This window comes from Corynebacterium silvaticum (genome assembly GCF_004382825.2).
Taxonomy (GTDB): Bacteria; Actinomycetota; Actinomycetes; order Mycobacteriales; family Mycobacteriaceae; genus Corynebacterium; species Corynebacterium silvaticum.
Window position 1 is genome coordinate 115,065 of sequence record NZ_SDQO02000001.1, and the last position, 20,631, is coordinate 135,695.

Annotated in this window: 16 protein-coding genes and 1 tRNA gene; 5 read left to right on the top strand and 12 right to left on the bottom strand. The window is 55.5% G+C overall.

The features are described from left to right. Positions 1-50: 50 nt before the first annotated feature. From ET810_RS00610 to ET810_RS00625, 4 genes are all read right to left on the bottom strand, one after another. Positions 51-758: a hypothetical protein gene (locus ET810_RS00610; protein ID WP_087454421.1), complete on the bottom strand. Its 708-nt coding sequence runs from the start codon at positions 756-758 to the stop codon at positions 51-53. A 441-nt stretch (positions 759-1,199) separates the two neighbouring features. Continuing rightward, positions 1,200-1,273: transfer RNA gene (locus tag ET810_RS00615), tRNA-Arg, on the bottom strand. A gap of 103 nt (positions 1,274-1,376) precedes the next feature. Then, on the bottom strand, positions 1,377-1,577 hold the full coding sequence (locus ET810_RS00620) for a YbdD/YjiX family protein (RefSeq protein WP_087454420.1): 201 nt from the start codon (positions 1,575-1,577) through the stop codon (positions 1,377-1,379). Between the two features lie 19 nt (positions 1,578-1,596). Further along, a complete protein-coding gene (locus tag ET810_RS00625) occupies positions 1,597-3,882 on the bottom strand; it encodes a carbon starvation CstA family protein (protein ID WP_134316309.1) in 2,286 nt (761 codons plus the stop codon). Between ET810_RS00625 and ET810_RS00630 the strand changes: the two genes are divergently transcribed. The 4 genes from ET810_RS00630 to ET810_RS00645 all read left to right on the top strand — a co-directional run bounded on the left by ET810_RS00630 (position 3,881) and on the right by ET810_RS00645 (position 8,390). After that, positions 3,881-4,222, top strand: coding sequence for a hypothetical protein (locus ET810_RS00630; RefSeq protein WP_087454418.1), 342 nt, complete (start codon positions 3,881-3,883; stop codon positions 4,220-4,222). The two genes, ET810_RS00625 and ET810_RS00630, sit on opposite strands and share 2 nt — an antisense overlap. 257 nt (positions 4,223-4,479) lie before the next feature. Further along, on the top strand, positions 4,480-6,525 hold the full coding sequence (locus tag ET810_RS00635) for a bifunctional copper resistance protein CopD/cytochrome c oxidase assembly protein (RefSeq protein WP_087454417.1): 2,046 nt from the start codon (positions 4,480-4,482) through the stop codon (positions 6,523-6,525). A 186-nt stretch (positions 6,526-6,711) separates the two neighbouring features. Further along, the gene (locus ET810_RS00640; protein WP_087454416.1) at positions 6,712-7,635 is read left to right on the top strand and encodes an ABC transporter ATP-binding protein; all 924 of its coding nucleotides are present in this window, start codon (positions 6,712-6,714) and stop codon (positions 7,633-7,635) included. Continuing rightward, entirely contained in the window at positions 7,632-8,390 is a 759-nt protein-coding gene (locus ET810_RS00645) for an ABC transporter permease (RefSeq protein ID WP_087454415.1), read from the top strand. Before ET810_RS00640 ends, ET810_RS00645 begins: the two co-directional genes overlap by 4 nt. 19 nt (positions 8,391-8,409) lie before the next feature. Here ET810_RS00645 and ET810_RS00650 read toward each other — a convergent pair whose 3' ends face one another. The 8 genes from ET810_RS00650 to ET810_RS00685 form a co-directional block, all read right to left on the bottom strand. Then, a complete protein-coding gene (locus ET810_RS00650; RefSeq protein ID WP_087454414.1) occupies positions 8,410-9,855 on the bottom strand; it encodes a YcaO-like family protein in 1,446 nt (481 codons plus the stop codon). Positions 9,856-9,929: 74 nt separating this feature from the next. Continuing rightward, a complete protein-coding gene (locus ET810_RS00655; RefSeq protein ID WP_134316308.1) occupies positions 9,930-10,100 on the bottom strand; it encodes a thiazolylpeptide-type bacteriocin in 171 nt (56 codons plus the stop codon). 38 nt (positions 10,101-10,138) lie between these two features. Next, entirely contained in the window at positions 10,139-11,116 is a 978-nt protein-coding gene (locus ET810_RS00660; protein ID WP_134316307.1) for a hypothetical protein, read from the bottom strand. Continuing rightward, complete coding sequence (locus ET810_RS00665; protein ID WP_087454412.1) at positions 11,113-12,126, bottom strand: lantibiotic dehydratase C-terminal domain-containing protein; 1,014 nt, start codon at positions 12,124-12,126, stop codon at positions 11,113-11,115. The genes ET810_RS00660 and ET810_RS00665 overlap by 4 nt, the downstream gene beginning before the upstream one ends. Continuing rightward, positions 12,126-14,726: a lantibiotic dehydratase gene (locus ET810_RS00670; protein WP_134316306.1), complete on the bottom strand. Its 2,601-nt coding sequence runs from the start codon at positions 14,724-14,726 to the stop codon at positions 12,126-12,128. Before ET810_RS00670 ends, ET810_RS00665 begins: the two co-directional genes overlap by 1 nt. Next, positions 14,723-16,198: a nitroreductase family protein gene (locus ET810_RS00675; protein ID WP_087454410.1), complete on the bottom strand. Its 1,476-nt coding sequence runs from the start codon at positions 16,196-16,198 to the stop codon at positions 14,723-14,725. Before ET810_RS00675 ends, ET810_RS00670 begins: the two co-directional genes overlap by 4 nt. 35 nt (positions 16,199-16,233) lie before the next feature. Then, on the bottom strand, positions 16,234-17,784 hold the full coding sequence (locus tag ET810_RS00680) for a YcaO-like family protein (RefSeq protein WP_087454409.1): 1,551 nt from the start codon (positions 17,782-17,784) through the stop codon (positions 16,234-16,236). Further along, positions 17,781-19,508 carry a hypothetical protein gene (locus ET810_RS00685; protein WP_134316305.1) on the bottom strand — a complete coding sequence of 576 codons (1,728 nt, stop codon included), beginning with the start codon at positions 19,506-19,508 and terminating at the stop codon, positions 17,781-17,783. Before ET810_RS00685 ends, ET810_RS00680 begins: the two co-directional genes overlap by 4 nt. Before the next feature lie 541 nt (positions 19,509-20,049). Here ET810_RS00685 and ET810_RS00690 point away from each other — a divergent pair. Continuing rightward, complete coding sequence (locus ET810_RS00690) at positions 20,050-20,616, top strand: single-stranded DNA-binding protein (protein ID WP_134316304.1); 567 nt, start codon at positions 20,050-20,052, stop codon at positions 20,614-20,616. Positions 20,617-20,631 lie beyond the last annotated feature (15 nt).

Genomic DNA, 20,631 nt, shown 5'->3' on the forward strand with positions numbered 1-20,631 from the left:
GGGCGCGCCTTTTATCATCTTGCTTGCTCTCAACCTAGCGTTGGTTTCCGTTATAAACGAAAGAGTCTCAGTAGGAGGCTGAAGAACTGGGACAACGTGCGTAAGAAACCTTGCCACAGCGAACGGAAGGTCCCTGGTGCGCTGGACTGATCTATCACGAGGTTGGGGCCCATGGTTTGGGTGTTGCTATGGTAGCCATCGACCGTAATTCCTATTGTACGTGGTTCTGGGGACCTGGCGTCGACGGTGTATGTGTATTCGACGGAGACTTTTTGACCTAGTAGAAGATTTGTGAGGTCTTTATCTTTAAAACTGATGCCCTTGGCTTGTTCCTGTATTTCCCAACCCTTCTCGATGAGTTTTGTAGGGGACTGCTGGTCGATTGTGTAGGTGACGGACTCCTTGTTTAGGTGCCCTACCGCGGGGACTAATTCTGTGAAGTCGCTAAAGCCTCGGGCATTTCCATCTTTTGATTCGATGGTGACCTTCACTGTTACGGTGTCTCCGTGGGAAGCATGGGCCGTTTTGGGATCAGATGGGGTCCGTGCGGCTCCGTTGGGGTCTTTTACCGTGATCTGGCGTGTTAACGGCACGGTTCCCGTAGTGGAGCCATCTATCGCATCAATTGTTGCCGTTACTGCATTGCTTGAAGCCTCTTGGGCGATAGCGCTAGGTGCTGCGGATAAAAGGGGAGTTATAGCTGTAAAAGCAACGATAGCTGCCAAAGATTTGGTAATTCCGGTTCTGGACTTCTGCATAGGGCCTTCCCACTTATTTCTACAAAAAGCTTATAAAATAAGCCTTTTTAGCTTAAATTTGGATTAAAATTTACTATGTTGGGGAGCTTAGGGCAAAGTGGGGTCGTGTGTGTTGGGGAATTGTCGTTTTTGAGAACGCTAGCGAGGGTGTGCTTTGTAAAACGCCAGGTGGGGATTTCTAGCGTTCTCAAAAACGACAATTTTTTGGGAGGCGGGGTGACGTAGCCTGCATTTCCATAGACAAAAGGGGGCTTTGCGGCATGATACGAGGACTTTGTCTATGGAAATGCAGGCCCGGGGAAGAGAAGGTGGGGTCTAGCTCATGGGAGAACATAAATCCCATGACATTCCCACGACAAAAGCACCTCAAAAAGCCCCAAAACAGCAAAAATAAAATCCTCTCCTACCCATAAAAGTACAGGTAGAGGAGGATTCCAAAAGCGCCCCCGGCAGGATTCGAACCCGCGACCAATCGGGTAGAAGCCGACTGCTCTAATCCACTGAGCTACGGAGGCATTGATGGAAATAATACTACGGTGTGTGTTTTCCTCATAGTCGAGGAGGGGGAGGCAAAAGAAAGGCCGAGAACTATGTCTCGACCTTGTCTTTTAGTAGACGCTAACAGCAGCGGGAGCCCGGATTGGAATCTTGGTCAGCCCAACGCTGGCGCCAATATTCACGTTCGCTGGGAATCGATTCGTGGGGATGGTGGGCGCGTCGGTGGGCTACAAATTTTTCGTAGTCTTTTTCTCCGAGTACTTCACCCCAGTAACGTAGCGGGGCGGTTGCCCATCGCAGCGTTGTTGAAAGAGTCTCCATTGTTCCTCGCTAGTGAATGCTAGTGGTGGCTATGGGCATGTGCTTTAGGCGGATCGTATTCGTTCCACGCATCTACCAGGACTTTTTCTACGTCAGATGTGCCAAGTGACGTTGGTGCGAAGAAATTAGACTGGTGGAAGGGCTCTTCAGAAGTGTGTACTTCCTCGCCACGCTTGAGCTGACCCAATGCACGAATACAGACTACAGCAGCTGCAATAAGAACGATGATCACAAGTACTGCGAACAGCACGGACAGGAAGCCCTGGACTGCAGTGTTCCTGACAACGGCCTCCATGGCCTCTACCGACTTTGCAGTGCCAAAGGAAGTCTTTCCTTCTGCGAGTGCATTCTTGTAGCGGGTGTGCTGAGCCCAGTATCCGATGGCCGGATTATCAGAGAAGATCTTCTGATAAGAAGCTGTCATGGTGACTGCAACATCCCAGAGCAGTGGTAGACCTGGGATCCAGACCCACTTGAGAAGGCCCTTCTTAACGGTGACCACGACAACGAGCGAGAGCGCGACAGCTGCAAGAAGCTGGTTTGCGATACCAAAGAGTGGGAAGAGAACGTTGATGCCACCTAGCGGGTCTGTAACTCCCATGAGGAGGATGGAACCCCAGAGAGCACACACAATGACTGTGGAGAGCCAGTGGCCTACGGTCCAGTTAGGATCGGCGAATTTCTTCAGACCAGGGATGTTGGCCAGCGTGTCTGTCATCATAAAGCGAGCCACGCGGGTACCAGCGTCGACAGTGGTGAGGATGAAGAGAGCCTCGAACATGATGGCAAAGTGGTACCAGAAGGACTGCATACTAGCATTGCCGGTGATATCCGTGAGAATCTGCGACATACCGAAAGCCAAGGTTGGTGCGCCACCGGTACGTGAAATGATGGTGTTTTCGCCCACTGCGTCGGCAGCCTGTGTAAGCGCATCGGCGGTGATGCCGGCGCCTGGAAGACCGAGACCGTTGACAAATGCTGCTGCCTGGGCGGGGTCGAGCCCGGTAAGGGTAGCGGGGGAGTTCATCACAAAGTAAAGGTGGCGGTCGATGACCACAGCGGTGATGAGGGCCATGATGGCAACGAAGGATTCCATGAGCATGGAGCCGTAGCCGATCATGCGCATCTGGGATTCCTTCTCAATCAATTTCGGCGTTGTTCCCGCAGAAATGAGCGAGTGGAAGCCGGATAGGGCGCCACAGGCGATGGTGATGAAGAGGAATGGGAAGAGGTTACCTGCAAAGACCGGGCCGTTGCCGTCGCGAGCGAAGTCGGTGATTGCGGGCATGTGGACCTCGGGTCGATTGACCACGATGGCGATTGCTAGGAGGGCGATCACGCCGACCTTCATAAAGGTGGACAAGTAGTCGCGTGGGGCAAGTAGCAACCACACAGGCAGGATGGCTGCCACGATGCCGTAGCCAATGAGGACCCAGGCCAGAGTGACCTTAGACCAGGTGAACCAGTCCGTGCCCCACTCAGTGGAGGCTACCCATCCGCCGGAGATGATGGCCAGGAGGAGTAGAACCACGCCAATAACCGAAACCTCGGTGACTCGTCCTGGGCGGATATAGCGCATGTAGATGCCCATGAAGATTGCGATCGGAACGGTCATGGAAATGGAGAACACACCCCATGGGGAGTCGGCAAGCGCGTTAACAACAACAAGGGCAAGAACCGCGATGATGATGACCATGATGGTAATAACGGCCAAGATACCGGCGGCGCCGCCTACGTTCCCCATCTCATCGCGGATCATCTGGCCGAGTGAACGGCCGCGGCGACGCGTGGAAATCCACAGGACGAGGTAGTCCTGCACGGCACCGGCGAAGATCACACCGAGAACGATCCAGAGAGTACCTGGCAGATAACCCATCTGAGCGGCCATAACGGGGCCAACCAGCGGGCCGGCGCCGGCAATAGCGGCAAAGTGGTGGCCAAAGAGCACGCGACGGTCTGTAGGAACAAAGTCCTTTCCGTCGTTGATGTATTCGGCTGGGGTAGCGCGATCATCGCGTGGCCGGACTACCTTGTATTCAATAAGTCGTGCCCAGAATGCGTAGGCAATGAAGTACGAGCCGACTGCGGCGAAGACGAGCCACACAGCGTTGATTGTTTCGCCTCGGGCGAAAGCGATAACGCCCCAGCCGGCAGCGGCGATAAGCGCGATAATGATAAGTATGACGCGCGATTTGAGGGACATCGGGCGTGAGTCTTTAACACCCACGGGCAGCGGTGCTGTGTCGCCGTGGATGTATTCCACGCCCTTCGGGGGCGCTTCGATTGTGGGAACTGGATTGCTCATGTGCAATGACCTTCCACTCTGGGGCGGTGTCGATGGGCAAGCGATAAAAGTGAGGGCGCTTGCCCATCAAGAAACCGAGTTTTATTGCCTAGATGCGATTCGTTCTCGGGTAGATGCTGCGTTGAGAATCGAGGGGCACATCGTGTGGCCGTGCATTACAAAAATGTTCAATTATGGGTGCCTGTGCGCGTTCGATGCTGGGAGCAACGTGCAGCACACCGTCGAACTGCTATGCGCTGAGAAATCTGCCCATACAACTATGGATAAGGATTCCGAAGCATGTGTGCTCCAAAGGAACGCGAAGAATATAACCGCAATGATCTCCTTTTCCGGCTCATAAGGGATAAGCGGGGACGCATGTAGAATATCCTTCCGTATGACAATTCAGCCTATGGCACTAAGGAGTAGGGTAGCTTAACAAAGGCTCACTGCTATAATTTGTTTCATTTATTTGGCTTAATGTGGCGAAGGTTAAACTTTTGTTTGGTTAAGCGTGCTGTTGGAATTCTCTTCCATTTAGCTTGGTTTTTCCTTCTTGGCCTAGGGAAACACGTCGAAAGCGCGCAGCTTAAGTAGAAACGGTTAGGCTAGAAAACTATGTCGAATGCTTCTTCCCCCGTGGTTCGAGTCACATGGCCGTTATATCTTGTTTTTTTGGTAGTTGCGGGCCTTGTGGGGGCGCTAATCTCGTGGGCTTTTCTGAGTGAATCCCTAGCCGCATTGGGAATCCCGGACCCCGGCCCGGTGACCACCGCAGGCCTGCCGTTCTTCCGTGCGGCGGGTTGGATGCTCGCGGCCCTTGGCGTGGGGTCATTTATGTTTTCGGCCTTTTTTGTTTCTCCCCGTGCAGGTGTTTCGTTGGACCGCGCGGAACTGAGCGTCGACGGGCATATTGCGGCGCGGACTGGATCGATTGCAGTGCTGTGCTTCGGCGCTATCGCGATCCTCATGATTCCGCTTGTGCTTTCCGACGTCTCCGGCCAGCCGTTTTCCCAAACCGTACAGTTACATAACTGGCCGGTTGCTATTGCGAAGGTCCCGGCGGCGCTGGCTTGGTTGTGGACAGCGATTATCTCTGGCGTCGTCGGCGGGCTGTCGTTATTGAGTAAGCGCTGGAAGTCTCAACCCGTGTGGTTTGTCGGGGCAATCGCCACGATCATCCCATTGGGGTTGGAAGGGCACTCGGCGGCTGGTGGCGATCACGACTATGGAACGAACTCTCTTTTATGGCATTTGCTTTTCATGCTCTTGTGGGTCGGTGGCCTTATGGCTTTGATCGCGCATGGTAGGCGCTTGGGTCCGGATCTGGGGCTTGCGGTGTCGCGCTATTCGCAGGTTGCTTTATGGTTGCTTGTTGCCATGTCGATCTCGGGTGTGATTAATGTAGCCATCCGAGTGCGCGTGGGGGACTTGCTTACTAGTGGATATGGCAGGTTGATCGTCGCTAAGGCTGCGATCACGATTGTCGCGGCGGTGCTTGGTTTCGTGCATCGCACAATTACTATCCCGCAGTTGCAAAAAAGTGAGAATACCCGGGGGCTTTTTGCTCGAGTCGCGATAGTCGAGGTGCTGGTCATGGCTGCGATCATCGGCGTTGCGATCTCTCTGGGAAGGACTCCGCCGCCTCCGCCTCGGGTGACTGATCTTTCCCAAATGTCGATCATTATGGGTTATGACCTCACCAAGGCACCTACATTCTGGAATGTATGGACGGTCTGGCGCTTTGACATCATGTTTACCACCGTGGGAATCGTGCTCACCGTGGCGTATATTGTGGGCCTTCTGCGGCTTCGTGCACAGGGAAAACAATGGAAATGGCAACGCACGGCGTGGTTCCTGTTGGGGAGCGTAAGCCTTAGCCTCTGCATGAGTTCGGGAGTGGGGCTCTACATGCCGGCGATGTTCTCCATGCACATGGTGACGCACATGGTTCTATCGATGGTCATCCCGGTCTTTTTGGTACTAGGAAATCCGCTGCAGCTTGCTCTTGCAACGCTGCGCCCGGGAACGCCCACTCAGCCTGGACCAAGGGAATGGCTGGAACAATGTATTGAGTCCAAGACGCTGCGCGTGCTTATGCATCCGGCATTTAACACGATTCAGTTTGTCACCATTTTCTACCTCTTGTACGTCACGCCTTGGTATGAGGTGATGGTGTCCGAGCATGCGGGTCACCTCTCTATGAACTGGGTATTCCTGCTATCGGGAACGCTTTATTATTGGGAAATGATCGGCGGAGACCCTAAGCCGGTAAATAATTCGGTGCTGTCTCGTCTCGGGTGGCTGGTGTTCTCGATGCCTTTCCACTTGTACTTCGGCGTGTACCTCATGCAGCTTTCTAAAATCTTGGCAGAAGGCTTTTACTCTCAACTCGGTTTGCCGTGGGCAGTTGATCTGATGCATGACCAAAATGTTGGCGGCGGCATCGCGTGGGCCTCTGGCGCCTTCCCACTGGTCATCGTTTTCGGCGCTTTGTTTATGGAATGGCTGAAGGAAGATCGTCGAACGGAGCGTGAGATCGAGAAGCGAATTGAATCGGATGACGATGAAGATTTTGCTGCCTACAATCAGATGTTGGCGAGGATGAACGCAGGCGAACAGAGGGCGGCGGCTGATTACCATAGCCGAGAGTTTGATAAGTAGCTTTAAAAAAGATAAGTGGCCCGAGAAGTTGTGTAAGGGTTAAAGATAGCGCCTTTGGCGTGGTCTTTTGCCTGTGTCTAGTGGGTGGCTGCTTGACATAGGGGCTTCTAAACTCTTGATGGTTACTCATTATTTTAAGTGATATATACCCTTTTTATTGGCTAACTAATCGGCTAACATAAGTTTATGAGTACGCCAGTCATTCAAGTCTCCGAACTTACCAAGTCGTTCCACTGGCACGGCCAACGTAGGCTTGTTGCCGTCGATCACGTATCGTTTAGCGTTCCACAGGGCCAGATTGTTGCCTTTTTAGGTCCCAATGGTGCTGGGAAATCGACAACGATCGACATGATTCTGGGACTCAGTTCGCCGGACTCCGGTCAGGTGGAGGTCCTGGGTCAGTCCCTGCATAAAGCCACGTGCTCTGGCAAGTGCCAGGCAGTGCTTCAATCCGGTGGGTTGCTACCTGACTTCACAGTGCGTGAAACCGTTCAAGCACTTGCTGCCGCGCATGGGGCGCGGGGTCGGGTGAAAGACGTGATGAAGCGCTGGGACCTGTCCAGTTTTGCTCGCAGAAAAGTGGGTAAGTGCTCTGGCGGACAGCAACAGCGATTACGCTTTGCTTTGGCCATGCTCTCAGATCCACAGGTACTTATCTTGGATGAGCCCACTGCCGGATTGGACGTTGAGGCACGTCGGAAGTTTTGGCGCATCATGCGCGAAGAAGCTGATGCTGGCCGCACAATTATCTTTGCTACTCATTACATCGAAGAGGCGGATGATTTCGCGGAGCGCGTCATCTTTATCAGCGAGGGAAAAATCGTGGCTGATGGCCCCATCGAAAAAATTAGGGCGTCAGTTCGAGGCGCAACCGTTAGCGCTGTTATTCCGAGTGCTTCCACGAAAGAGCTCGCTGGATTGCCTGGGGTTAAGAGCGTAAGTATTAACGGCGATCGAATCACGCTAGACACTACTCAGCCAGACGACGTTGCGCGATACCTCCTTAATCGCACATCTGCTTATGACTTGTTGGTTTCAACGACATCGCTTGAAGACGCATTTATTGAGCTGACTCATTCACGCGATGCTAAGGCAAAGGACGCAGCATGAATATTCGGTTTGGTCTCATAGACGTCAAGCGCATCGTGCGTAATCCGGCGAACCTGGTATTCGCAATCTTGTTGCCAGCGGGAATGTACATCCTTTTTGGCGCTATCCAAAGTTATGCGGAGATCAAACTGGGGCACGGCAATGTAAGTGCGACAGTGATGGCATCGATGGCTGCTTATGGTTCTGTCACCGTGGCGACGAGTCTTGCTGCTACTTCGGCGCTGGAGCAGGAAAAAGGCTGGGGTCGCCAGCTGGCGATGACCCCTCTCGTTGGTGGGAAATACATTGCTACCAAGGTGTTTGCGGTATTGGTGGTTTCCCTTGCCCCCGTTATCGTGGTGTATACCATCGGTGCTTTGACGACGGCCCAGATCGAAGGCGATCTTCGGTGGGCTTTGGCGTTCTTAGCGTCATGGCTTACGGCGGTACCTTTTGCGCTCTTTGGGCTGGGAATCGCACTGCTTATTCGAGGTGAGGCGGCCTTGTCCATTGCCTCTTTTGGTGTACTGATCTGCGCATTTTTGTCCAACATGTTCATTCCGCTCAGCGGGTTTTTGCTCTCCATGTCACGTTTCATGCCGCTCTACGGGGTAAATAAACTAGCGCGTTTCCCTATATCTGGCGCAGAAGAAGCCGCTGCGAATGGGACGTTAGCCTCTGTTCCCTTGTGGTGGGCCGTAGCTAATATCGCCGCGTGGGCTGTTGTGTTTGCGCTACTAGCCTTCGCGGCGTCGAAACGCCAGCAAAAACGATAAGAGCAGTGCCTCGGAGCGGTTATGCAAAGGGGTGGCACGTCGTTTCTACTGGGTTTATGACGCCACCGGTTGCTTGGCTGCAAAGCTGGGCGGGTCGCTCCATAAATTGTGCTCGTTGGCGGTCCCAACCAAAGTCGATAGGGACGAGGCCTGGGACGACTACGGTCACGGCTGTGAGGTCATATTCCTGGACCTCGGCCAGCGTGGTGTTTATGCGGATGGGGTCAAAGCCGGCGTCGATAAGCGCTGCAAGGGCAGACGGGGTAACTGGGTCCTCAGCCCTGCTGCACCGACGCGGTGGTTGATCTGTGCCGAGTAGCCTGTCGATGCGGGTTGTCCACTCTGGAAGCGACACCTGATTAGCGTGGTCAAGGACAGAACGAATACGTTCCGGCACAGCTGACCCGGCACTGCGAACGCGCTGCCGCTCGGGGTAAAAAGCCCAGGCTTCGTTGAGTGCTGCGATGGCTGCGGCACGGAGCGAATCGCGGCAGGCCGATCCTAAAGACACTGCCGCGCCGTCGTCGACGCAGGCGATAACCACGGGGAATCCGAGATCGGTATAGGCGCGGGCGAGCCGGATCCGAAGCCCCAGTATCCGCGCGCGGCAGAGTAGCGGACCGAGTTCTGCAATAGAGCTGGGGAGGATGGGCTGGGTAGGAATTGATCGCGCCCATGTGGACATGATGGCATCGCGTTCGATGAGCTCAAGGCATGCCGCATGGGTGGCATCGGCCAGTGAAACTCCAATGGCTGAGCCAGAGGAATTGCCCACGGCCCAACGACACGCTGGAACATCTCCGTAATAAACGCATTCAACGGGCAGAAACGCAGAATCGTGCGTGCGAAGATTGCGGCCTTCCACCCACATGTGTGGCTCATCAGGCGACCATGGAACCAGACTGCTATTGAGGGCGAGCATGTCCGCTCCGAATCCTAGCTGCGTAGGAGACACCGCTTTTCCTGAAAAGCTGGTCGCTGGTCCCACGGTCACTCTCCCCCTGGAATGAGCACAGCACAATCTCTCCAGGCCTTCCAGGGCTGCGATATTTCGGCTGTGATGCAGCGATTCTTTCTGTCCCGACCAGGTGAGGTCGAGATGGCAGAGAGGAGTTCTTATGCGGGTTGCGCCAGAAAATGGGACGGACGTAGTCCAACCTTGATCCGAGTGACCAGGGCCAAGAATCCCCACGAAGGGGGCGAGCGCAGAATGGACTATCCCATCGAGGGCTTCCAGCGGGAGCCTATGAGACCCTGCCCCCGCAACAGGCGTGGGGCGAGGAGCCTTAATGATCTGGCCGGTAAGCACATGAATCGCCCAGATGGAGTCATCTGATAGCTCGGCAGCCGCATCGCGGAGGACTTTTATGGCGCGCTGAGTAGACAATCCGGCCGGGCGGCGGAAGTCGGCTTTGTGCGGTGTATCTGCAGGAGCAGTAAACGCGAGTAAAGAAGCACTAGTCATGTCGCATGCAGAACCGGAGCACAACGGGGAAGTCGCTGTGCTCCGGCAGCTTCCCTAGGGAGGGAAGCTTGGAGCTAGGAGGAAGAAGTGGAAATGCAGGAAGAGGAAGACGTGGTGGACGAACACATGCTGAAGAACGCGGTGTCATCAGCATCGACGTAGTCGTTTACCTCGAGGCCCTCGACCTCCATTGCGAGCAAGTCCAGATTGAGGCCGGACATGGTGTCCCTGTGCATGTTTGTCATGATGGTGTGCTCCTTTCATGGGACGTTGTGCGGTTGGACTACTGATATGGGCTTCCAGGGAAAACTATAAAGAATAGCACTATGATTGCCCATAACATTATGGTACCCAGATAAAGTGAAATGTAAATAACAATTATGGTAACGATTTGCTGTTGAAATATCTCCGAACGTAGTTGTTTTCTGCGTGCAAAATTCCATGCAAACTTTGGTAAATTATTGGTTCTGGATATCGCCTCCAAAATCTTTGTTCCATCTGAATTAGGTACGGGAATAAGCGAACCGATAAACGTTATAAATAAGATTCTGGGGAGCCATGCGGCGCCGTCGGGAAGCACCCCCTCGTGGTAGAGAACCACAGTAAGGCCCGTAAAGATCAGCGTGGTCGCAGGCCCGACCGCAAGCACTGCGACTCTCCCGGCGCGGGAGGACACCGCCAATATTCCAGGTAGCTGCAGGCTGAGGAACCGGCGGGGAAAAGAAGCAGTGGAAAAAGCTGTCGGTTTGATTCCGGTCAGCAGGAAAAATGCGATGCCGTGAGCGCATTCGTGGGCGATGATAGTGATGATGACGCCGGCGAGAATCGTGAAAAAACCGGTGAGGTCAGGCGCGCTATGCGCTTGGGTAAAAGCGTAGCCCGCATACACGATGATGGCCGTTGATGCTGCCGTAAGTGCCATGATCAGGGTGACAAAAGAAACGAACCACCCTCCATGGGGTCGCCCCAATATACCTATGGGATGCGAAGACGCGCTGGTATCCGAGGTCGTAGTGAGCAATCCTCGTTGCTCCATGGCACGTATGGCCTTAGCCACGTGCGGGATGGCGAACATCCTCATGTCTACGCTATCCCCGTTGTCTCGTTGCCGGAAGAGGTCCAGCAGTATCCAGGCCTGAGGCCCTAGCTCGCTGAGCTCACCCTGCGGATTACGCGCTACGGCGAAACTTCGATCAGGACTGTGGATGATCGGGCCCAACGCCGCGCCGGGAGCAAACCGAAGGTCGTGAATGCTGGTCATAGTGCCTCCCGATATAACGTGTGCAGTAAATAAGCTAGATAGGCCTCATCTGAGATATTGACGGACATCCTGTTGTTGGTCATGTGGACATAAGAGCGCAGAAGAAAAATGGAATTCTCTTTCCACGTGTGGCCGGCCTCTGCGGCAGAATCACCAAAGTCGAGTTCTCGGGAGTCATATGCATCGTGGAGTTTGTCCATGACAGAGGTCATGCGTTGAGTGAAAGTGGCATAGGGTTCGGGGAGGCCTGAGCCGTCTGGGGCGTGGCGCAACGCATCCCGAAACGGCGTGACTGCGCGTGAGAGGGCATGGGCCTCGGCGGAGATTTTGTGTTGTGCCGTGGGCGAGGTGTAGCTGGTGGGCATGGAAAAAGACGAGGTCCAGCCTGCGTGATAGCTTTCCCAAAAACGTCCTATGGATGCGTCGGAAGCCAAAACTGTGTGCGCGGTGCAGACCATTCCTAGCGCAGCTGCGGCTAAGCGTGACGTGCGCGCTTCTAAAACTCCAGCGCACAGAAGCTTTTCGACGAACAATGTCGAGGCTTGGAAACCGTCCTGACTAAGCGACATCCCTATCCGACCACCGTAGCGGTCATATTCACGCTCGTAGTAGCGTTCTCGGATGCAGTTATCTGGCTGTAGACGGGGCAGGCCATCCTGGTCGATATAGTCAGAGAACCTGGACATGGGGTACTCGTGTTCAAAGAGACGTCGATAACCTTCGGGATTGCGCAGGGACAGCTGGGGCGCGCTGGAAGGATGGGAGTCAATCCACGGTTGGATAGCCTGATGCGCTGCGCATACGACGCGCTCGCGATCTGCCGGATTGTAAAGCTCTAGCCTTAAGCGGACGTGTGCGCCTTCCAGCCAGTAATTCATATGGAAAAATCGTTTTACCAGGCCTTCTGCAACGCATGTATGAGCAAAAGGCAGCAAGCAGTCGCGGAGCAAGAGAGAAGGGTCTTCTCCATAAAAAATATGAAAAGCAAGCCAGGGGTCGGTTGTACGCATTAGATACCCTCCTTCAAAGAGCGTGTTCCTGTGACTATGTATTCCTGCGCTACGCCGGACTCGCCGACGTGGGGAAAGAATTCCTCAATCACAAACCCGTAGTGAGCGTTGCGCAATGCGCGTATGAGGTTGGTGATCGTTCCCATGATCTGGGAGTTATAAAACTGGCCTTTACCCACAACGCCGTGGGCATCGAATGTTCGCAGAACTCCGCACTCGGGTAGGGCGTGATGTCGGGCAATGCTGCGCCACCACACCAGTGCCTCTTCTAGGAGACACGGAATATCCATAGATGTGCTTGAGGTGGGAAAAGTCCAGCTTTCTCGCGCAAGAACAGCATCTCCTAGGAGCAGACGAGCCTGATGCACTATCTCTGAACTCGTGCGCGGGAAAAAGTCCAAGGAACAATGCATGGGTGGCGCTAGGAGCATGAGGGCTTGCGTAGATAGCGGCAGCCCCCGGTCAGTGATGTACCCCATGTATGCGGGGAGGAGTTCGGTGCCGTGGGCGTCGAAAAGCTGCAAGCGTCCGCTAGATGCGCAGTAGGCCAACTGCGTGTCTGCTAGTCGAATATCAGACGCCCGTGTGGTTTTTCGAGGGTGCCCCGGGATGAGGAGAGTGGTTGGGTAGGTGGCCGGATGCGCGTTGAGGTTGGAGACCACTTTTCCGGCTGTCAGCTCGACAAGCGTCACCCCAGCGTCAGACGCATAATCCGATAATTCGGACCATGCGCGTGCTGCGGAATCCGGCATCGCATGCGCGAACCGAGACCACGGGAAACCTGGGCCGCCGAGCGTCCGGTTAATTACGACTTTGGACTCGTCGCCTTGCTGAACGTATGCGTTTAAAGATCGAAGCGGATACCTACGAGACTGCACAAGGGGGCGATAGTCGGTGAGGAGGTTCCGTATATCCACGGGACCAGCGTCGTTGTTTCTTAACTCGGCCACGTGTGCCAGGAAGCGGCGGCGTGCTCGAATCCATTCCCATGCCTTACCCAGTGGCAAAGATGCAGTGGACTTCAGGTCATTTTCATCAACTGCCTCAATATCAACCTGTCGCAGTGGCGTGAGGACCTCGGCGACAAAACTATTGACCACCGCCGGAACATCGTGGCAGATTTCCCCACGGGGGAATTTTGCGGATACAAACTCCTCAAACAACGCGCGTTCTGCCTGCCGCACATCAAGCAGATCGACCAGGTCTGCCAGAGCATCCCAGTCAAGGGATGTGCACGAGTCCACGGCGGGGGAGGGAATCGTCGATTCTTTCCCGACCCCATCCTCATACACATGGGTATGGAACATCGGCATGCTGGGATCGACGAGTCGCCTGAGGCTATCCATGTGGTGCGCGAGCTCCAGGGTCTGAGTATGCCTGCGGTCAAAGTCGCTTATCGACGCCACCGCGTTGCACCCCTCCGCGATGCGGGCAATGAGACGCGCAGCAGATGCGGCCTTTTCTGACCCACGTGCCAGGTGCATAACTATCGGCTGCTCAGATACCGCTGTGGACGGGGATAAGTCGAGAGCGGGAACAACTAAGGCTGAGATTCGGATGGCATCGAGAACAATGCACCTTGTTTGGGCCTTGCTTAAACCCGTGTGTGCCGAGAGCTCTGTGGCCAGTTGCTCACACGTGTAGTCGTGGTTCTGTGCAGCACCTGCGGCTAAGGCCATGACCTTTCCAAATAATCCATGGGAATCGACCACTCGGCGTTCCTCCCGATAAACGGCGAGGTCCCGATCGCCGACGTGCCCTAGATATTCGACGGAACATCGCGGCAGCGCGCAGTGACCATTTTCTGATAGCGCGTCAGGATTAACCAGAACCGGAAGCGTGGCAATAAACTCAAAGTCCTTCTTCATGGCCGAGAAAATCTGAGCCATGGCGTAGACGTTCCAACGCGCAATAGTGTGCACAGATGCCGGGACATGAGGCTCATCCGGGTGCCGGCTGGCGTGGGACAACTGAGACGGCGCGATTGTGCACAGGGCGGAAAACGGTACCGTCCGGGTGGCGCTGCGGATCACATAGCCCAGCGCTGTGCGGTGTGCACGAGCTAGCTGCTTGGCAGACATCGCACGATCTGCACCCAGGCTCCGGATGGCTTTTGCAGCGGGGACCGACGTGACCAATACTGCCGAATCAACTCGCTGGTCTCTGGCGATCTTCCCGATGCAGTCGCGCTCTTTTTTCTTGGAACGCATAAGTACGTCGTGCAGTTGCGCTGATGACAGTACTTTTTCGGAGGCAGTGATCGCCGTATCCGCAGCAGTCGCTACGCCGGCAGGCAACAGCAAACCAGCGGATGTAGCTTTAGCCAGCAGGGCGCGGACCTTGCGCACGTCATGGTGATGCGCGGCTCGCTTGAGATCGAGTAGCGTACGCCGCAACACTGTGTTTGCACACCCCGCAATGTCCTGGTGGGCCGCAGAACCAAGAGTATCAAGGGCCGCGTCTACGCGGAGCCGCTGGTCCAGATCGGCAGTAAGTAGTGCGTCGGTGGGGGCGTCGCAAAGCTGCCGTAACGCCTCATACGGCACACTGCAGCTGCGAACCAGGGATTCGTTAAGAAGCTTCCAAGGAGTGGTTGTCATAGTAACGAGTTCCTCCACCGTGCATGAGGTCGATCCACACCCACAAGGATGTTGAGGGCCGGGATGAGATTATCCGCTAAACCGAGGTAATCGCGCTGGTACTGAGCATCAAAGCCCAACACTGCGCCCACAGAGATCCGTTCTTGTGCCGCAACCTCATAGGCCGCGTGACAGTAGGCCCCGACCTCAGCGCAGGCCCACCGATAACCAGAGGCACCGTAGTCAGTGGTTACCCGCCGCAGATCTGCGCACAGCACCAACACGGCTGAGCTGCGCAGAGGGTCGTAGTTTTTCAGGAGATAGGTGTTGTGCAAGAACTCGGGAAGTTGAGGGCACGGGCGTGCGGGAGCTGCCGCAGGATATGCCTCGACATCAGCTATAAGCGAATGCGTTAAGCCCGTAACGTTGACGCACAACGCAGCTGCCTGGATATCCGAGAAATAATCGGTTTCAGGCGGGGTTCCCAGGAGCGCAGTGGCCGTGGCGCGCCCACGTTGCACCATGCGAGTAAGCACGTCTACGTCGATTGCAGCTCCGGAATAACGCCCAAAAGAGCTGGAGCCTCGCTTGGTTGCTACTGGTGGCGGTGCGGCGATTCTTTCTGTAGAAAAAGGTGCACGCATACTCTGTGTTTCTCGGAGTCGCTGCTTTTGTAAAGCCGCAGTGGTGGGAAAACGCACGGGCACCGTTCCCGAGTGCGCGAGACGAACAGCGGTCTGGGGAACAGCTGTCTGAGCAGCAGCGCCTGAACGGGAGCTGCTAGGCAGAGTGAGCGTGCAATATATGGCCTCGTCGAGGGGATCGTTACCGAGGAATTCGGAGAGAGCGAGCTCATCGGGGGACCAGTCGATAGCCACCGGCCCCACAGTTGCATCCAGCTGGGAGACCAATGCCGCGACAATGATCCCCACATCCACGGAGGTTGCTTGATACGCAAAGTCACCGTACTTAAACGCTGAACGCCAAAACTCCACGGTAACCAGCAGGGTCTCACCGGCGACACAGGAGTGTTCGCCTCGTGGGGAATCAGCCCTCAGCTGTTGCCATTGGCAGGTTATGGGGTTGAGTAAGTACAGGCCAGCGGGCAGGTGGCTATCTCCGGAGCTGTATCTGTAGAGATTAATTGGGTAGAGACCTCCACCTGAGGCCGTATTCCGAGACCACTGGAAAGATGCGACCTCAGCTCGGGTCCGCGTAGGCGAGTTGCAGTCGACTTCTGCACGCAGATGAGTTCTGAGCAGGGAACCCTCCAGCGCCCGCGCAATAGCAATGTCCATGGGGGACATGGCGTGTGCACGAAGCTGGAAACGAGGTGCACCCGGAACAATTTTTGCGGGATAGGGTTGGTGGTTCCAAAAAGGTCCTTGAGCAGGGGAGACCATGCCATGTTCTTTGCGTTCCAGAATGAGCTGCGTGTATTCGGCTGCAGCGTTATCCGTTGTGGCCCAGAAGTCTGCAGTACGACGATCCATAGGACTCACGACCTTTCATTGAAGCATGAGGAACATTAAGGAAGCGGATGCGGAACAAGGTTGAGGCGGGGAGGCATACTGGGAGGGGCTAGGCCCAAAGCGCGAAAACATGTCATCTGTTGTTTCAACCGAGGCATATGTAATGCCCGAGTCAGCTGCCCGATATATTCCAGTGGCAAGAGACCGGGGACAATAATCTTGACCGCGGAGAGTCCCACCATTCGGTGATAGTCCTGGGTGAAGTCGACAACATAGCCATAAAATCCATGCGTTTTGAGGCATGTGACTAGCTCGGAGAGCGACAGCCGTGGGCAGCCCGGGATGTCGGAGACACGGAGTAGCTCTTTTCGGGGCAGAAGTAGGAAAGCGGCGGCGTCGATAAGCTCGCGGGTGGCAACGCTTAAACGATGAGTCGCCCCCGAACCGTCCGCACGCACTGCGGCGGCGTCCGACAACCGCGCGGTAGCAAGCAAGCGCGACTGTGGATAATCCGCCATGACCTCCCGCAACGCCTTGCGTACTGCGACATGAGGATCGGGCGCAGCGGCTGCCCCAACACACAAGAAAGTGCGCTGCACATCCGTGCACACCGCAATAACGCTGGGAACCCCTGCGCTCAACGGGCAATAAAACGCGCGGATAACAAGCCCCTGCCTGCGAAGATGCCGCAGCATTGCCAGGTAGGCGCGATCATTGATCGAGTCAACGTCAATCTCTGGGACGGACATGGAACCATGCCATAAGGACAGGACAGCGTCGCGTTCAATGACTTCCACTAGCCCGGACATCACCGCATCCTCCCATGTGCGCCCCACCGCGGCACCGCTGGAAGAATCAAAACAAAAACGAGCTTGTGCATCAGACCAGAAAAACACCATATCCGTGGGCACTACCCATGCGGTTTCATCTCCCAAGCGAGTAGCGCGTGTCCAATCGCGGCAGTCTTCATAAGAACGGTTCCACCGTGCGTCTTCCACCCCAAAGTCAGCGGCAGGGACGCGCGGAACATGCGTATCGACGCTTCCCGTTCCCCCATTCCCACACGCGGACGCGCGCTCGACGGCTTCACAAAGAGCCAGCTTTCGGCTCTCAGCAATAGTCGGCGCCTGACCGCTCCAATGGAACGCAGGACGAGAACCCACAGCAGGCACTGTTCCACGGGAAACCATCATTCCGGGACGACGAATCTCCGTGATCGGCCCCGCCCCACACGGCGCCAACACAGGCCCCGTGAGATCGGAAACCTCTGCGCTAGCAGCATAATCATGGTGTGCATTGCAGTGCGGGCTTGGCGGAATAAACACCGTAGAACTGGAGAGACACTGCGCATCAGTAGCCGCCAGTCTCCAGCCTCCTCGGGGGCGCTCGACGTACTGCACACGCTCAGACAGCCAGCGTCTGATAAAACCGGGTACGTTAACAGCGTCAACCCAGTCCGCAGCCTCTTCCGTACGATCCACCCATGCTTCTAGACAGACTCTGCACACTTCGGAAGGGATTGCTATCCACTGCTCGTGACGCGGGGGCAGGGCGTGCGCTGGGAAACTGCGCGCCGGGCAGTGCAGGTACGCGACGCGCGTAGTCATGAGACAAGAGGCCGATGAACGGCCGGGTCGATGGCGGGCAGGGCAGCATGTATCCACGTGCGTGGGCGCAACGCTACGGCAGTGAGCCCGGCGGCAGAGAGACGAGGATCTGTTAAATGCTCAGTCACTGGCTCCGCGGTAAGGCAGAGCACACCGGATTCTCTTAAGGCTAACGACGGAAGCGCATGTGACCAGCTGTCGTGCGGCGGACAGTGCTTGTCTGCATGCAGTTGTGCAAGCGCGAGGTGTCCGTAGGCGGCGGATACCGCGGCTTGTTCCGCCGACTCTCCCGCCGCCACGACGCTAAGAATCGGATTGTCACATTGAACAACGACTACCGAATGGTCCCACAGAGGCGTGAGCTCTAAGAACGTAGACGTGGCTGCGCCATAGAGTTCCTGTGCATCTCGCACACAGGATGCGGCCTCAGCGCCTGCATGAAATGGAACAACCGCCGAGGTGCCCTGCGCTGCAGAGCGAAAAGTCCAATAAGCGGCTGCGCGTGGGAGAGCGCGTTCCGTGGCTTCTTCCGAGGAACTTCCTACAGCAGCTGGTGTGGGAAGCCCGGTTGGCTGCATCAAAGCGCTGCCCGGCATAGCCTGTGCTAGCTGTTGGGAGAGAAGGACGCGGGTAGCGGCTTCCTCAACTGCTCGTTCACGTGCAGCCTCCAGAGTGTCTGGCGCCCAACCGGTAACAATCCAACGACGTTGATCGGGACCGGTCACGGATACTTGAGATAGTCGCAAGGGCATCTGGGTTATATCGTCGTCAAGGAAGCGCGGTGTGAAACCTAGAAGCGGATCAACCAGGGGAAATAGGGGAGAATCGCCATTATCGCGCTGCTGGTGCTGCTGGCCTAGTTGGTGTTGGGTCACCTCACCGGTGGAAAGGTCGATGCGAACTAGCGCTTGTGTGAGCGTTGCCGGCATGACGCCAGAGACAATTTTGAAAGCCTCAAAGGACGCGACGATTCCAGCCATCCGGATAAGAGCTTCTGGAACCTCGGCGGTTTCTTCCTCAACGGATAAAGACTCCAACACGCGCGTCGCAGCCACTGCCTCGGCCGCGACATCTGATGCGATGACTAAGCCGTTGCCAATTCTGCGGACAGTGATGGTGGGGGTGGCGTTGTCCAGCTCGCGCCAACTTAGAGAGAGCACAGGTTGGAAGCGCGACGTATCCGGAGAAAGCGCTGCACAACGCACTGCGGCGCAGCCGTTTTCTTCCAAACTGGCTTTGATCAGACGGGCGCTTTCCGCGTGGTCGCAGCGGATAGCAAAAGGCGTGTGGTAAATCCGTTCCAAAACGGCGATGGGCGTGGGCGTGTAGTTTGCGAGGAGCCTTAATATCCCGTCCCAAGGGCCACCCCACTGGCATGCGGCAACAGAAGGGTTTTCCGGGGTCAGCCGTGTGAGCATCCCATGCTGGTGTAACTCGGATTCGAATAGCTCGATGGTCTGGGTACCAGCGGCACCCAGATGCTGAAGTGCATCGGAGAAGAGTACGTCGCCTTCAAAGATGGGGGCCGCGGCACGGAAAGCTTTGTATGCGCCTGGGCCGTCGATAGAAAACCGACGGAAGTCATCGTGAAACTCCACGCCCGTGGGTGTTTCGGAGAACATCACATTACTGTGCAGGAACGGTCGCCATCCTTTAGCCGCTGTGGAATTCTCAGTCTCTGGCAAGCCGGTGGGACGTGGGGAATTCTGTACGATACGGGTCATACGATCACCATTCCTTTAGGGGAGCAATCTCACACAAACCCTCAATTCAGCGCCGGATTCCTAGAGCACAGGGCGCTTTTCGTCGGGAACGAGCGTGCCGACGAGCGGGGTGATGGCCCGGGGGGGGGGTAATCCGAAGAAGAATCAAAAATTCATTGACAAAAGCTTACCGCAAAATGTGTCTTAGGTTCGGAAAAGTTATTAAACAGATAGATATTTATCAGAAACTGCTGATGGCGAGCGTGTCTTTGAAATGAGCCGTCGTGGGTGGTTCATTCCGCAGCATAAAAGGCTCACAACATCAAGAGCCGCGTCCTATTCGGAGATTTTCTGTGGATAGTTTGTGCCTGGAAGCGGAGTTGTCCACAGAAAAACAATCTGCCAGGGAACGGGGATACTCGCGTGCAGGGAAAGTGCGCAAGATGTAGAAGGCAGGACGGTCGGCGTTAACCCTTGCGTTGCGGCGTAAAGCTCTGCACAATGACGCAGACCTGCGTGGTTATCAGCGCATACCAATGAACTCAAGGAATGGAATCACATCATGCATATTCAAAGCACCATCGTAGGAAACCTCACCAACGAGCCAACATTCGTGCAATTCACTAGTGGCGGAGTCTGCAAGTTTCGTATCGCTGCGAGACGCAGAATGTGCAAGAATACTGCGAACAACGAAGCTCCCGGGGGAGAGACTCAGTGGATTGATACGGACCAAAACTACATTGACGTGGAATGCTGGGGTCAGCTAGGTGTGAACGCCCGGATGTCATTGGAACGCGGGCGTCCCGTGATCTGTTCTGGCTATTTGGTCACTCAAGAATGGACTGATGCCGCAACGGGAAAGCCGGCATCAAAGATAGTTCTCAAAGCTAACTACGTGGGGTTTGAGCTGAGCCGTTACGTTGTGTCTTCACGTAAATCGACTGTGGAGGACATTCACCATGTTCCTGGACTACCAGCTCCGGACAATACGGATAACCAACCCTTTATTCCGGACCGGGACTATTCAAGAACCAATGCTTTTTTGAGTGAAGGAGATGATGGTGCCGCGAGCATTTCCGATGAGCTAGTAGGAGCAGCGGCAACAGGGTCCCACAATCCGCCCTTTTAAAAAACTTGCCGAATA